The following is a 14,485-nucleotide window of genomic DNA, read 5'->3' on the forward strand; positions in this document are numbered from 1 at the left end:
CGGCAGGCCGCGAGCGTAACGCGCTCGCAGCCTGCAGCAGGCCGCAGCCAACTCACTTGTTGCCGTCCGGCACGAATACGTAACCCACACCCCAGACGGTCTGGATATAGCGCGGCTTGGACGGGTCCGGCTCGATCAGCCGGCGCAGGCGGGATATCTGCACGTCGATGGAGCGCTCCAGTGCATCCCACTCGCGCCCGCGGGCGAGGTTCATCAGCTTGTCGCGGGTCAGCGGCTCGCGTGCATGCTGGACCAGCGCCTTGAGCACGGCGAACTCACCGGTGGTGAGCATGTGCACTTCGTTGCCTTTCTTCAGCTCACGGGTCGCCAGCGATAGCTCGTACTCGCCGAAGGTGACGGTCTCGTCCTCGCTGGCCGGCGCGCCCGGAACCTGCGGCGCCTGCCGACGCAGCACCGCACGAATGCGCGCGAGCAGCTCGCGGGGGTTGAAGGGCTTGGCCAGGTAATCATCGGCGCCCTGCTCCAGGCCCTGGATGCGGCTGGCCTCGTCGCCCTTGGCGGTGAGCATGATGATCGGAATCTGGTTGTTACCCTCGCGCAGCCGGCGGCACGCGGAAAGCCCGTCCTCACCCGGCATCATCAGGTCGAGCACCACCAGCTGGAATAGCTCGCGGCTGAGCAAACGATCCATCTGCTCGGTGTTTTCCACGGTACGGACGCGGTAGCCCTGCTCGTCGAGAAAACGCTCGAGCAGACGTCGCAGACGGGCATCGTCATCGACGATGAGGATTTTTTCGCCTTCGCTGGCTGGCGCAGTGCTGCTCATGGAAACTCCCAGATGGTCGACGGCGCATTATTGCGCAGTGTGGAACGGCCCTACTGACAGCCATTGTTAGCAGATTTTTCGTCGAACGGCCGATTCCCGCAGCATTCGACCAGACCGGCGACCGCTCACCGGCAATCGGTTGAGGCCGGCCGCCGCAGTTCCCCTATAATCGCCGGCTTTCGCGCAGGCCCGGCCTGCATGGTTTGACTGACCCAGGTAGGTTCATGGACAGCATCAATTCCCGTATCGCCAACGAGCTGGGCGTGCGCCCGCAACAGGTCGCCGCCGCCGTGGCGCTGCTCGACGAAGGCTCCACCGTTCCCTTCATCGCCCGCTACCGCAAGGAAGTCACCGGCAGCCTCGACGATACCCAGCTGCGCAACCTGGAAGAGCGCCTGCGTTACCTGCGCGAGCTGGACGAGCGCCGCGTCTCGATCCTCGCCAGCATCGAGGAACAGGGCAAGCTGACCCCCGAGCTCAAGCGCGAGATTGATCTCGCCGACACCAAGACCCGCCTCGAAGACCTCTACCTGCCCTACAAGCAGAAGCGCCGCACCAAGGGCCAGATCGCCCTCGAAGCCGGTCTTGGCGAGCTGGCGGATGCGCTGTTCGGCAACCCGGACCTTACGCCAGAGCAGCAAGCCGAGCGCTTCGTCGACGCCGAGAAGGGCTTCGCCGATGTGAAAGCCGTCCTTGAAGGCGCCAAGTACATCCTCATGGAGCGCTTCGCCGAAGATGCCGACCTGCTGGCCAAGCTGCGCGACTTCCTCAAGCACAACGCCACCCTCAGCGCTCGTGTGGTGCCGGGCAAGGAGAACGAGGGCGCCAAGTTCAGCGACTACTTCGAGCATGACGAAGTGCTGAAGAACACCCCTTCGCACCGCGCGCTGGCGATCTTCCGCGGCCGCAACGAAGGCATCCTCAGCGTCAGCCTCAAGGTCGGTGACGAAACGCCCGGCGGCATGCACCCCGGCGAAGGCATGATCGGCGAGCGCTTCGGCATCGCCAACCGCGGCCGCGCCGCCGACAAGTGGCTCGGCGAGGTGGTGCGCTGGACCTGGAAGGTCAAGCTCTACACCCACTTGGAAACCGACTTGCTCGGTGAGCTGCGCGACAAGGCCGAGGACGAAGCCATCTCGGTGTTCGCCCGCAACCTGCACGACCTGCTGCTCTCCGCCCCGGCTGGCCCGCGCGCGACCCTGGCGCTGGACCCAGGCCTGCGCACCGGTTGCAAGGTCGCGGTGGTCGACGCCACCGGCAAGCTGCTGGAAACCGCCACCGTCTACCCGCACGCACCGCGCAACGACTGGGACGGCACCCTGGCGATTCTCGCCAAGCTGTGCGCCAAGCACGCCGTCGACCTGATCGCCATCGGCAACGGCACCGCCAGCCGCGAATCGGACAAGCTGGCCGGCGAGCTGATCAAGAAAGTACCCGGACTCAAGCTAACCAAGATCATGGTCAGCGAAGCCGGCGCCTCGGTGTATTCGGCCTCGGAACTGGCGGCCAAGGAGTTCCCGGACCTGGACGTCTCCCTGCGCGGCGCCGTGTCCATCGCCCGCCGCCTGCAAGATCCGCTGGCCGAGCTGGTGAAAATCGACCCGAAGTCCATCGGCGTCGGTCAGTACCAGCACGACGTGTCCCAGCTCAAGCTGGCGCGTTCGCTGGACGCGGTGGTCGAGGATTGCGTGAACGCTGTCGGCGTCGACGTGAATACCGCTTCCGCCGCCCTGCTGGCGCGCATTTCCGGCCTCAACTCGACGCTGGCGCAGAACATCGTGCAGTTCCGCGATGCCAACGGTGCGTTCAAGTCGCGCAGCGAGCTGAAGAAGGTGCCGCGCCTGGGCGACAAGACCTTCGAACAGGCCGCCGGCTTCCTCCGCGTGATGAACGGCGACAACCCGCTGGACGCCTCCGCCGTGCACCCGGAAACCTATTCGCTGGTCAAACGCATCGCCGCCGATACCAACCGCGACATCCGCTCGCTGATCGGCGACTCGGCGTTTCTCAAGCGCCTGGACCCCAAGCAGTTCACCGACGAGACCTTTGGCTTGCCGACTGTCACCGACATCCTCAGCGAACTGGACAAGCCCGGCCGCGATCCGCGCCCGGAGTTCAAGACCGCCGAGTTCCAGGAAGGCGTCGAGAAGCTCAGCGACCTTGAGCCGGGCATGGTGCTCGAGGGTGTGGTGACCAACGTGACCAACTTCGGCGCCTTCGTCGACATCGGCGTGCATCAGGACGGTCTAGTGCACATCAGCGCGCTGTCGGAGAAGTTCGTCAAGGACCCGTACGAAGTGGTCAAGGCCGGTGACATCGTCAAGGTCAAGGTCATGGAAGTGGACATCCCGCGCCAGCGCGTCGGCCTTTCCATGCGCATGAGCGATACGCCCGGCGCCAAGACCGACGGCCCGCGTGGCGGCGCCGGCAAGCCACGCGGCAACGCGCCGCGCAGCGAGCGCCATGCCAAGGAAGAAAAGCCGGCACCGGCCAATGCCGCCATGGCCGCGCTGTTCGCCAACGCCAAGCAGCTGAGGAAGTAGGCATGAGCATTCAAGTCGAGGCGGTGGGCAGCTCCAGCGCCTTCGGCCGCCTGCTCGGCCTGGAGATTCACCAGGTCGGCAACGGCGAGGCGGTGCTCGGCCTGACCATGCACGACGGCCTGCGCAACCTGCACGGCAAGCTGCACGGCGGCGCGCTGTTCTCGCTGATCGACACCGCCATGGGGCAGGCCAGCCACAGCCTCGGCGATGGCTCGCCGAACAGCGTGACGCTCGAATGCAAGGTCAACTACATCCGCCCGGTGACCGAGGGCGAACTGCGCTGTCGCGCCTGGGTGGTGCATGGCGGCCGGCGGACTCAGGTGCTCGAAGCCGAGGTGCATCAGGGCGAAAAACTGATCGCCAAGGCCCAGGCGACCTTCGCCTGCCTCTAGTGGCCTGTGCCACTGGCCGCTAGCGGAGTCGGCATGCGTCGACAGCGATCGAAGCAACGCTGCCTCTTGTGAAGCGGCGTTTCCATCCCCATATTGGGCCGACTGTCGCGTGAAGGAATCCACAAGTTGAGCGCTCTTCTCACCCACCGCCTGGCATTGCTGGCCGAGCCGTCCCACCTGCCGCTGCTCAGTCAATGCCTGCACGGGATCGAACGCGAATGCCTGCGCGTCGACGCTCGCGGTCAGCTGGCGATGACCCCGCACCCCGCCGCACTGGGCTCGGCGCTGACCCACCCGCAGATCACCACGGATTATTCCGAGGCGCTACTGGAATTCATCACCGGCACCGACCAGGACCCGCAGAACACCCTGGCCGAGCTCGAAGCGATCCACCGCTTCACCTATGCCAAGCTCGGCGAAGAATTCCTCTGGAGCCCGTCGATGCCCTGCCCGCTGCCGAGCGAGGCGGACATCCCGATCGCCGAGTACGGCAGTTCCAACATCGGCCGGCTCAAGCACGTCTATCGCCAGGGCCTGGCCCTGCGCTACGGCAAGACCATGCAGTGCATCGCCGGCATCCACTACAACTTCTCGCTGCCCGAGGCGCTGTGGCCGGTACTGCAGGCCGATGATGGCGATATCCGCTCGGCCCAGGACTACCGCTCGACGCGCTACATCGGCGTGATCCGCAACTTCCGTCGCTACAGTTGGCTGCTGATGTACCTGTTCGGTGCCTCACCGGCGCTGGACGCCGGCTTCCTGCGCGGACGTCAGCATCAGCTCGAGACGCTCGACGCTGACACCCTGTACCTGCCGTACGCCACCAGCCTGCGCATGAGCGATCTGGGCTACCAGAACAATGCCCAGGCCGGGTTGACGCCCTGCTACGACGACCTGGCGAGCTACACCGAGAGCCTGTTCCGCGCCGTCTCCACGCCGTATGCCCCCTATGAGGCGATGGGCATCAAGGATGCCGCCGGCAACTGGCAGCAGCTCAACACCAACGTGCTGCAGATCGAGAACGAGTACTACTCGAACATTCGCCCGAAACGCGTCACCGCCACCGGCGAACGACCGTTGCAAGCGCTGCGCGCGCGCGGCATCCAGTACATCGAAGTGCGCTGCCTGGACATCAACCCCTTCCTGCCGCTGGGGATCGACCTCAACGAAGCGCGCTTCCTCGACGCCTTCCTGCTGTTCTGTGCGCTGGACGACAGCCCCTGCCTGGCCGACGGCGAATGCAGCGCGGCCACCGACAACTTCCTCAGTGTGGTCAAGGAAGGCCGGCGTCCGGGACTCGAGCTGCAGCGTTGTGGCGAGAACGTCATGCTCAGTGACTGGGCCAACCAGTTGCTCGACGAGATCGGCCAGGTTGCCGCCCTCCTCGACCGCAGCCATGCTGACTCCCGGCACGCCGAGGCGCTCGCCGAGCAGCGCGCCAAGGTCGCCGACAGCAGCCTGACGGCGTCCGCCCGCGTACTTGACGAGCTGCGCCGCAGCGGTGAGAGCTTCAGCCAGTTCGCCATGCGCCAGACCCTGGCCCACGCCGACTACTTCCGCAGCCAGGCACCGAGTGCAAGCGAGCTGGATCAGTTCGAATCCGCCGCGCATCAGTCGCTGGAGCGCCAGGCGGAGATGGAAGCGACGGACGAGCTGGATTTCGACAGCTTCGTCGTCGAGTACCAGCGCGGTCTTAGTCTCTAAGCAAACGGCGGGCGCAACGCCCGCCGGCACACTTCAGAGCGGTTTCTCGAAGATCTTCGAATTACGCTGGAAGTTGTACAACGAAGCCCGCGCGGCCGGCAGACGGTCGACGCTGATCGGCTCGAAGCCGCGCTCCTGGAACCAGTGCGCGGTGCGTGTGGTGAGCACGATCAGCTTCTTCAACCCCAGCGCCCGGGCACGCTCCTCGATGCGTTCGAGCAGCTCATCGCCGCGACCGCCGTGGCGGTATTCCGGATTGACCGCCAGGCAGGCCAGCTCGCCGGCATCCGAGTCGGCGATCGGATAGAGCGCTGCGCAGGCGATGATCAACCCGTCGCGCTCGACGATGCTGAACTGCTCGACCTCGCGTTCCAGCACCTCGCGTGAGCGCCGCACCAGAATGCCCTGCTCTTCCAACGGGGTGATCAGGTCGATCAGCCCGCCGACATCCTCGATGGTCGCCTCGCGCAGTTGCTCGAACTGCTCCTGGGTCACCAGCGTGCCCGCACCGTCGCGGGTGAACAGTTCGTTGAGCAGCGCACCGTCGTCGACATAGCTGACCACGTGGCTACGCCGCACGCCGCCGCGGCAGGCCTGTGCCGCGGCATCCAGCAGCTCGGCCTGGTACTGGCTGCCGAGGCGCTCGACGTAGGCCGGGATCTGCTGCGGACGCAGCTCACGCACCAGCTTGCCGCTTTCGTCGAGCAGGCCGGTCTCGGCGCCGTAGAGCACCAGTTTGTCGGCCTGCAGATCGATGGCGGCGCGGGTGGCGACGTCCTCGCAGGCCAGGTTGAAGATTTCCCCGGTGGGCGAATAGCCCAGCGGCGAGAGCAGCACGATGGTGCGCTCGTCCAGCAGCCGGCCGATGCCCTTGCGATCGATGCGCCGCACCTCGCCGGTGTGGTGCAGGTCGACGCCGTCGAGCACGCCGATCGGTCGCGCGGTGACGAAGTTGCCGCTGGCCACCCGCAGGCGTGCGCCCTGCATCGGCGAAGCGGCCTTGTCCATGGACAGCCGCGCCTCCATGGCGATGCGCAGCTGGCCGACCGCATCGATCACGCACTCCATGGTCGGACCATCGGTGACGCGCAGGTCGCGATGGAAACGCGGCGTGATACCGCGCGCCGCCAGCCGCGCCTCGATCTGCGGACGCGAACCGAACACCAGCACCAGGCGCACGCCAAGGCTGTGCAGCAGCACCAGGTCGTGGACGATATTGGCGAAGTTGGCATGCTCCACGCCGTCGCCCGGCAGCATGACGACGAAGGTGCGGTCACGGTGCGAGTTGATGTAGGGCGAGGAATCGCGGAGCCAGGTGACGTAGTCGTGCATGGATGAGCCTTTGTGGCAGGTCTTGTTCGTCTGGTGGGCGGCCGGTCAGGCCTGGGGTTGCAGGCAGTAGTGCTCAATCATCCGACGCAGCAGCTGCACGGTCGGTTCGATGCGCTCGAGCTGCAGGTACTCGTCTGGCTGGTGCGCGCAGGCGATGTCGCCGGGGCCGAGCACCAGGGTCTCGCAGCCGAGCTGCTGAAGATAAGGCGCTTCGGTGGCAAACGCCACCGCCTCGGCGCGGTGCCCGGTGAGGCGCTCGGCCAGGCGCACCAGCTCGCTTTCGGCCGGCTGTTCGAAGGGCGGCACCGCCGGAAACAGCGGCGCCAGGTCGATCTTCACCTGGTGCTGCTCGGCCAGCGGTTGCAGGCGCTGGCGAATGATCCCGCGCAGCTGCTGCGGGTCCATGCCCGGCAGCGGGCGCAGGTCGAATTCCAGCGCGCATTGCCCGCAGATGCGGTTGGGGTTGTCGCCACCGTGGATACAGCCGAAGTTGAGGGTCGGCTTGGGCACGTCGAACAGCGGATTGTCATACTCGGCCTGCCACTGCCGACGCAGCGTCATCATCTCGCCGATCACGCCGTGCATGGCTTCCAGCGCGCTGTGGCCGTAGGCGGGGTTGGAGGAATGCCCGCTCTGCCCGAGGATGTCGATGCGCTCCATCATGATGCCCTTGTGCAGACGCACCGGCCGCAGCCCCGTGGGTTCGCCGATCAGCGCCGCGCGCCCGAGCGGCCGGCCGGCTGCGGCCAGGGCGCGGGCACCGGACATCGAGCTTTCTTCGTCGCAGGTGGCGAGGATCAGCAGCGGACGACGGAACGGCTGCTCCAGCAAAGGCCGCACCGCCTCGATGATCAGCGCGAAGAAGCCCTTCATGTCGCAACTGCCGAGCCCGTACCAGCGGTCATCGGCCTCGCGAAGGCGCAGCGGATCGGCCGTCCACAGTTCACCATCGAACGGCACGGTGTCGCTGTGTCCGGCCAGCACCAGGCCACCGGGACCGCTGCCGTAGCTGGCCAGCAGGTTGAATTTGCCGGGCGCGATCTCCGGCGTCTCGCAGGCGAAGCCCAGCTCGCCGAGCCAGGCGGCCAGCAGCTCGATCACCGGACGGTTGCTCTGATCCCAGCCAGGCTGCGTGCAACTGACGGAAGGCGCGGCAATGAGCGCGGCGAACTGCTCCTTGAGCGAAGGAATGGGCACCGGTGACCTCCCGTGATGCGATCGGAACGAAGGTGCAGTGAAGCACGAAACGCGCGACGGCGGGACCCGCAAACGAAAACGCCCCGCCGAGGCGGGGCGTCGATCGCGTCGGCTCGACTCAGGTGAAGATGAACTTGAGCACGGTGAAAAAGACGATCGCGAGGAAGGCACCGGCCGGCAGAGTGATCAGCCAGGACATGAAGATCGAACCGACCACGCCCAGGTTCAGCGCACCGATACCGCGAGCGATACCGATGCCAAGCACGGCACCCACCAGCGTATGGGTGGTGGAAACCGGCAGGCCGATGGCCGAGGCGCCGACCACGGTGGTCGCGGTGGCCAGTTCGGCGGCGAAGCCGCGGCTCGGGGTCAGCTCGGTGATTTCCTTGCCAATGGTGGCGATCACCTTGTAGCCGTAGGTGGCCAGACCGATGACGATACCGAGCGCGCCCAGCAGCAGCACCCAGCCCGGCACCGCGGACTTGGCGGCGACGTCGGCAGCACCACCGGACTCGATCACACCGACGATGGCGGCCAGCGGACCGACGGCGTTGGCCACGTCGTTGGCGCCGTGGGCGAAGGCCATCGAACAGGCGGTAAAGATCATCAGCACGGCGAAGACCTTCTCCACGCTGGCGAAGTGGAAGGTCTTGTCCGCCTCCACGTCCAGCTTGATGCGGCTGAGCAGCGCCACGCCGAGCAGCGCTACCAGCAGGCCGATGCCGAAGGCGATGACCACACCCTGCTGGCTGCTCAGGTGCAGGCCAACATGTTTGAGGCCTTTGGTCACCGTCATCAAGGCGACCATGAAGCCGGTCAGGAACATGTACAGCGGGACGAACCGTTTGGCGTTCTCGAAGGGATGATCGGTGTTGATGATCAGTTTCTGCACGCTCATGAACAGGCCGAAGGCCACGATCCCTGAAAGCATTGGCGTGACCACCCAGCTGGCGACGATCGGCCCGATGGCCTCCCAGTGCACCGCATCGGTGGACACGCCGACGGCCGCGAAGCCGATGACCGCGCCGATGATCGAATGCGTGGTGGAAACCGGCCAGCCCTTCATCGTCGCGATCATCAGCCAGGTACCGGCCGCCAGCAGCGCCGACATCATGCCCAGCACCATCAGATCGGGCGGGATGACCTCGGCATCGACGATGCCGTTCTTGATCGTCTCGGTAACCTCGCCGCCGGCCAGGTAGGCCCCGCAGAACTCGAAGATCATCGCCACGATGATCGCCTGCTTGATGGTCAGCGCACGGGAACCGACCGAAGTGCCCATGGCGTTGGCGACATCGTTGGCGCCGACGCCCCAGGCCATGAAGAAACCGAATGCGCAGGCGAGAATCAGGAGTACGAAGCCGTAATCCGCAATAAGAGACATAAGGAATTACCTGTTGAACCCAGAAAGGATGCCGGCGCCTCAGCGCGCCAGCAGTTGTTCCAGACGGTTGCCGACGCGCTCTGCGCGGTCGGCTACATCACCGATCCATTCGATGATCTTGTAGAGAAAGATCACGTCGACTGCTGGCAAATCCTTTTCCAGGTGGAACAGCGCACGGCGAACCGTGATCTGCATGCGGTCGGTTTCCCGCTCGATTTCCTCGAGCTCTTCGACCATCTTCTCGACGAGAGTGGCTTCGCGGCCGCTGAAGCCGGTTTCCAGCAGCGAATCCAGTTCCTTCAGCGCTTTCAGCGCCTGGGCGCTGGCATCCACGGTGCGTTGCACGTAAGCCAACATCTGCGGCTGCAGTGCCTGCGGGATGGTCATGCAGCGACCCAGCATCAGGCCGGCGATGTCCTTGGCGCGGTTGGCGATCTTGTCCTGTACACTCAGCAGATCAAGCAGATCGGAACGCGGCACCGGCAAGAACAGGCTCTTGGGCAGGTGCTGGCGAACGCTCTTCTTCAGCTTGTCGGCCTCGTTTTCCAGCTGCGCCATCTGCTGCTGGATCTGCTCGACCTTCTCCCAGTCTTCGGCCATGACCGCCTGGAACAGCGGTACCAGGTTCGCTGCACACTCATGCGACTTGGCCATATGCTGCTGCATCGGGCCGATTGGCGAACGTCCGAACAAGCTGACGAAAGGATTGACTGGCATAGGGTAAAGCCCCGGCTTGAAAGAGGCGGCAAGTATACGGACAGGCCATCACGCCTGCTACCGTGCGTCATCAGGCTGCAACATCCACACATCATAGGCACCCAGTCGGCACCATGCAGAAAGAAACCGAAATCAAGCTACGCGCCAGCCGCGAAACCCTGCTCGCCCTGCGCGATCATCCGCTGCTGAAGAAGCGCAACAAGAGTGGCTGGTCGCGCCATGAGCTGTTCAACCAGTATTACGACACCGCCGAGCGCGCCCTCGCCCAGGCCCGCGTCGCGCTGCGCCTGCGCCGCGACGGCGAGCAGTTTATCCAGACCCTGAAAAGCCGCGGCCAGAGCGTCGCCGGGCTTTCCGAGCGCAACGAGTGGGACTGGTATCTGGACAAGGCCAAGCTCGACACCAAGAAGCTTGACGACGACTGCTGGCCGGCCAGCCTCGCCGAGCTGGACAAGAAAAGCCTCAAGCCGATCTTCACCACCGACTTCGTGCGCGAGAAAGCCGAAATTGCCTGGGGCCGCGGCAAGACCAAGGTGGTGATCGAGGCGGCGCTGGATCTGGGCCAGGTCAAGGCCGGCAAGCAGTCCGAGGAAATCTGCGAGCTGGAGCTCGAGCTGCGCCAGGGCGATCCGGAAGCGCTGCTGGAATTGGCGGCCGAGCTGGCCGCCGACCTGCCGCTGATGCCCTGCGACATCAGCAAGGCCGAGCGCGGCTATCGCCTGCATGACGCCGATGGCTACAACCTGCAGCTGCCGGCGCCGGCACTCGACGCTACGATGCCGCTGGACAACGCGGTGGTAGCCCTCGGCTGGCAGCTGCTGGGCAACAGCCAGCGTCTGGCTGAGCAGTACCGCTTCAATGGCCGCTGGAAACTGCTGAGTGACTGGCTGCAGCAGCTGATCGAGCTGCGCGCCCTGCTCGGCAGCCTCGGCCAGGCCGCCCCGCGCGCCAGCAGTCGTGAGCTGCGTGAACTGCTCGACGCGCTGATCCAGGACTGGCGCCCACGGGTCGAAGCCGGCCAGGACGATGAAGGCGTGCGCAAGGCCGCACCAGTGCAGTTCGCCGAGGAACTGGGCCAGACCCGCTGGGGCCTGCTGTCGCTGAAAGCCTCGCTCTGGCTGCTGCAGCGCAGCTGGACCGAAGGCCGCAGTGCGCGCGGCGATCGCCAGGGCGCTGCCGAGCTGGGCAAGTGGCTGCTGCATCTGCTGGCGGAAGAAGCCAAGGCCCTGCAACTGCCGCGCTACCAGCAACAACCCGAAGACCTCGCCGAACAGAGCCCGCGCATGGAGCGCCTGCTGGTCTGGCTGCATCTGGCCCGCAGCGTGCTGGAGTTGCCGGAAGTCGATCGACTGTACGGCGAGCTGGCCAAGCTGCATGAACTGGCCCGCCAGCCCATCGACGAGCAAGCGCTGGAAATGCGCGTCGAGCAGGCGCACCTGGTCTGGACGCTCAAGGCCTGGAAGCAGCTGGAGAAATAGCGTCCCAGACGGCGCAAGCTGCGCAAAGTTGAACCCCGGCAGCAGACAGCGTCGGGGCTTTAGCGGCAAGCTTGGTTTTTTGCGCCGCCACGTCGAAGGAACTCCATGTCCGTGCTGAACTCGCCCACTCAGGACCGCCCTCTCGATCTAGCCGACCTGTTGCGTGAGCTGGTCGCCCAGGGGCGGGTCGCGCAGGACAGCGCCGAGCAGTGCCTGACGGTACGCCGCAGCGCGGTCGCCAACCAGCAGCATCCGCTGGAATTCCTCGCCGCGCAGCAGCTTGATGATCTGCAGAGGCCGGGCAAGAAGCTCGATCTGGAAACACTGACCGTCTGGCTGGCGGAACGCGCCGGCCAGCCGTATCTGCGCATCGACCCGCTGAAGATCGACGTCGCCGCCGTCACCCCACTGATGTCCTACGCCTTCGCCCAGCGCCACAGCATCCTCGCAGTGGCGGTGGACAGCAGCGCCGTCACCATCGCAAGCAGCCAGCCCTTCGTGCAGGGCTGGGAAGCCAACCTGACCCACGTGCTCAAGCGGCCGATCAAGCGTGTGGTGGCCAACCCGACGGACATTCAACGCTTCACCGTCGAGTTCTACCGTCTGGCCAAGTCGGTCAGCGGTGCCAGCAGCACGGATCAGAAGATCAGCGGCGTCGGCAACTTCGAGCAGCTGCTCAACCTCGGCGCCAGCGATCAGGAGCCGGATGCCAACGACTCGCACATCGTCAACATCGTCGACTGGCTGTTCCAGTACGCCTTCCAGCAGCGCGCCAGCGATATCCACATCGAACCTCGCCGCGAGCAGGGCACCGTGCGCTTTCGCATCGATGGCGTGCTGCACAACGTCTACCAGTTTCCGCCGCAGGTGACGATGGCGGTGGTCAGCCGACTAAAGTCTCTCGGCCGGTTGAACGTCGCCGAGAAGCGCAAACCGCAGGATGGCCGGGTCAAGACCAAGACGCCGGAAGGCGGCGAAGTCGAGCTGCGCCTGTCGACGCTGCCAACGGCATTCGGCGAGAAGATGGTGATGCGTATCTTCGACCCCGAAGTGCTGCTCAAGGGCTTCGACCAGCTGGGCTTTTCCGCCGACGACCTGCGCCGCTGGCAGAGCATGACCGGCCAGCCCAACGGCATCATCCTCGTCACCGGGCCGACCGGCTCGGGCAAGACCACCACGCTGTACACCACGCTCAAGCAGCTGGCGACGCCGGAGGTGAACGTCTGCACCATTGAGGACCCGATCGAGATGATCGAGGGCGCCTTCAACCAGATGCAGGTGCAGCACAACATCGACCTGACCTTCGCCAGCGGCGTGCGCGCACTGATGCGTCAGGACCCGGACATCATCATGGTCGGCGAGATCCGCGATCTGGAAACCGCCGAGATGGCTATTCAGGCGGCGCTGACCGGTCACTTGGTGCTCTCCACCCTGCACACCAACGACGCGCCCAGCGCGATCACCCGCCTGCTGGAACTGGGCGTGCCGCACTACCTGCTCAAGGCCACACTGCTCGGCGTCATGGCCCAGCGTCTGGTGCGCACGCTGTGCCCGCACTGCAAGGCGCCGATGCAGCTGGATGCAGACGACTGGAGCGCATTGACCAAACCCTGGAACGCCCCGCTGCCGACCACCGCGCAACGGGCGGTAGGCTGCCTGGAATGCCGCGACACTGGTTTCCGCGGTCGCGCCGGGGTCTACGAGATCATGCTGCTGAACGACGCGATCAAGCCGCTGATCACCGCCGACACCGACATCGTCGCCCTGCGCCGCCAGGCCTTCAAGGATGGCATGCGCAGCCTGCGCCTCTCAGGCGCCCAGAAGATCGCCGCCGGCCTCACCACCGTGGAAGAAGTGCTGCGGGTGACGCCGCAGAGCGAGCAGAAATAGCCGGAGGCTCGAGGCGTTTGTAGGGTGGGTGTCGCTTTTTACATCCACCACAACTCCGTCCGGTGGATCGGTGAAGCGTGATCCACCCTACGCCACCTCGGACCGCACCTGCGTCAGTGCCCGCACTTGCGCCGATGAGGCCGACCCTAGCGACGATCCGAATGCTGCATCAGCCGCCCGAACGTGCAGCGAGAATGGTCGCGACCTGGTTGGGCTTGCAGTTGAGATACGCCGAGGATTGCAGCCATTGCTGGTCGGGGTACCAGGAGAACATGAACTGGCCGCCCTTGAGGCTATCGACCACCATCCGCGCCACCTCAGGCCGTACCGCCGGGCAGCCCTGACTGCGGCCGATGCGGCCCTGGGTGGCAATCCAGGAAGGATTCACGTAAGCCGCCGGGTGGATGACGATGGCGCGTTCGCGGGCGCGGTCATTGATTCCCGGCTCCAATCCGTCCATGCGCAGCGAGTAGCCATGCTTGCCGCTGTAGCTTTCGGCGGTGCGGAACAGACCGATGCTGGACTGGTGACTGCCTACCGTATTGGAGAACTGCGTGGCGTGGTTGTCGCCGGACTTCTGGCCATGGGCGACCAGGTCCTCGAGCAACAGCTCCTCCTTTTCCAGGTCGAAGATCCACAGACGGCGTTCGCTGGAAGGCAGCGAAAAATCGATCACCGCCAGACGCTGGGCAGCACTTGCACCGTTGTTGACGGCGCATTGCATGGCCGCGACGGCGTGGGTCAGAACCTGGCGGTCGAGCGTGGGCGCCAATCGGGCCAGGCTGTCGACCATCGGCTGATAGGTTCCACCAGCCGCCCAGACAGGCGAAGCGAGAATGAAAAGTCCCGCCGCCAGGCAGGCACGTCGAAGCATGGACATCATCGAGCAAGCAACCTCGTCGGGCCCGGCCTGACGACTTCCTGTCTGACCGGCGCCGCATACTCGCTGCCGAACACAGCAGCAGCGCAACAAAGCCGGGCGGGACGAACGTGCGCCCAATGCCCGGCAGGATATGTTTTTATGGGCCCGAAAGAATGCCGGCAGACACCGGAACGGCGGC

General features: G+C 65.4%; 11 protein-coding genes. 5 read left to right on the forward strand and 6 right to left on the reverse strand.

What is annotated here, in order from left to right:
- Nucleotides 1-52: 52 nt before the first annotated feature.
- Nucleotides 53-787 (reverse strand): osmolarity response regulator transcription factor OmpR, encoded by a 735-nt coding sequence (ompR, locus tag LW136_RS20820; RefSeq protein ID WP_014821967.1) that lies wholly within the window; start codon nt 785-787, stop codon nt 53-55.
- Between the two features lie 224 nt (nt 788-1,011).
- On the opposite strand from ompR, the gene LW136_RS20825 reads away from it, so the two are divergent.
- The 3 genes from LW136_RS20825 (at nt 1,012) to gshA (ending at nt 5,426) form a co-directional block, all read left to right on the forward strand.
- A complete protein-coding gene (locus LW136_RS20825) occupies nt 1,012-3,330 on the forward strand; it encodes a Tex family protein (RefSeq protein ID WP_234173971.1) in 2,319 nt (772 codons plus the stop codon).
- A gap of 2 nt (nt 3,331-3,332) precedes the next feature.
- Nucleotides 3,333-3,722: a PaaI family thioesterase gene (locus LW136_RS20830; RefSeq protein ID WP_234173973.1), complete on the forward strand. Its 390-nt coding sequence runs from the start codon at nt 3,333-3,335 to the stop codon at nt 3,720-3,722.
- A 126-nt stretch (nt 3,723-3,848) separates the two neighbouring features.
- Complete coding sequence (gene gshA / locus LW136_RS20835; RefSeq protein WP_234173975.1) at nt 3,849-5,426, forward strand: glutamate--cysteine ligase; 1,578 nt, start codon at nt 3,849-3,851, stop codon at nt 5,424-5,426.
- 33 nt (nt 5,427-5,459) lie between these two features.
- On the opposite strand, the gene argA is transcribed toward gshA, so the two are convergent.
- The 4 genes from argA to LW136_RS20855 form a co-directional block, all read right to left on the reverse strand.
- Entirely contained in the window at nt 5,460-6,758 is a 1,299-nt protein-coding gene (argA, locus tag LW136_RS20840; RefSeq protein ID WP_208217262.1) for an amino-acid N-acetyltransferase, read from the reverse strand.
- 45 nt (nt 6,759-6,803) lie between these two features.
- Complete coding sequence (argE, locus tag LW136_RS20845) at nt 6,804-7,955, reverse strand: acetylornithine deacetylase (RefSeq protein ID WP_208217261.1); 1,152 nt, start codon at nt 7,953-7,955, stop codon at nt 6,804-6,806.
- Nucleotides 7,956-8,073: 118 nt separating this feature from the next.
- Entirely contained in the window at nt 8,074-9,339 is a 1,266-nt protein-coding gene (locus tag LW136_RS20850) for an inorganic phosphate transporter (protein WP_102839399.1), read from the reverse strand.
- Nucleotides 9,340-9,378: 39 nt separating this feature from the next.
- Nucleotides 9,379-10,056, reverse strand: a complete 678-nt coding sequence (locus tag LW136_RS20855; RefSeq protein ID WP_014821982.1) for a TIGR00153 family protein — start codon at nt 10,054-10,056, stop codon at nt 9,379-9,381.
- A 113-nt stretch (nt 10,057-10,169) separates the two neighbouring features.
- Between LW136_RS20855 and LW136_RS20860 the strand changes: the two genes are divergently transcribed.
- The gene (locus tag LW136_RS20860) at nt 10,170-11,534 is read left to right on the forward strand and encodes a CYTH domain-containing protein (RefSeq protein ID WP_234173983.1); all 1,365 of its coding nucleotides are present in this window, start codon (nt 10,170-10,172) and stop codon (nt 11,532-11,534) included.
- 105 nt (nt 11,535-11,639) lie between these two features.
- Nucleotides 11,640-13,424 (forward strand): type IV pilus assembly ATPase TfpB, encoded by a 1,785-nt coding sequence (gene tfpB / locus LW136_RS20865; protein WP_234173984.1) that lies wholly within the window; start codon nt 11,640-11,642, stop codon nt 13,422-13,424.
- 169 nt (nt 13,425-13,593) lie between these two features.
- Here tfpB and LW136_RS20870 read toward each other — a convergent pair whose 3' ends face one another.
- Entirely contained in the window at nt 13,594-14,307 is a 714-nt protein-coding gene (locus LW136_RS20870; protein WP_234173986.1) for a murein L,D-transpeptidase catalytic domain family protein, read from the reverse strand.
- Nucleotides 14,308-14,485: the final 178 nt, after the last annotated feature.

Source organism: Stutzerimonas kunmingensis (assembly GCF_021432085.1).
Taxonomy (GTDB): domain Bacteria; phylum Pseudomonadota; class Gammaproteobacteria; order Pseudomonadales; family Pseudomonadaceae; genus Stutzerimonas.

Bases quoted from the DNA above. Each gene is read 5' to 3' on its own strand.
- ompR (WP_014821967.1), bottom strand. From the start codon at position 787: ATGAGCAGCACTGCGCCAGCCAGCGAAGGCGAAAAAATCCTCATCGTC.
- LW136_RS20855 (WP_014821982.1), bottom strand. From the start codon at position 10,056: ATGCCAGTCAATCCTTTCGTCAGCTTGTTCGGACGTTCGCCAATCGGC.
- LW136_RS20860 (WP_234173983.1), top strand. From the start codon at position 10,170: ATGCAGAAAGAAACCGAAATCAAGCTACGCGCCAGCCGCGAAACCCTG.
- LW136_RS20850 (WP_102839399.1), bottom strand. From the start codon at position 9,339: ATGTCTCTTATTGCGGATTACGGCTTCGTACTCCTGATTCTCGCCTGC.
- argA (WP_208217262.1), bottom strand. From the start codon at position 6,758: ATGCACGACTACGTCACCTGGCTCCGCGATTCCTCGCCCTACATCAAC.
- tfpB (WP_234173984.1), top strand. From the start codon at position 11,640: ATGTCCGTGCTGAACTCGCCCACTCAGGACCGCCCTCTCGATCTAGCC.
- LW136_RS20825 (WP_234173971.1), top strand. From the start codon at position 1,012: ATGGACAGCATCAATTCCCGTATCGCCAACGAGCTGGGCGTGCGCCCG.
- LW136_RS20870 (WP_234173986.1), bottom strand. From the start codon at position 14,307: ATGATGTCCATGCTTCGACGTGCCTGCCTGGCGGCGGGACTTTTCATT.
- LW136_RS20830 (WP_234173973.1), top strand. From the start codon at position 3,333: ATGAGCATTCAAGTCGAGGCGGTGGGCAGCTCCAGCGCCTTCGGCCGC.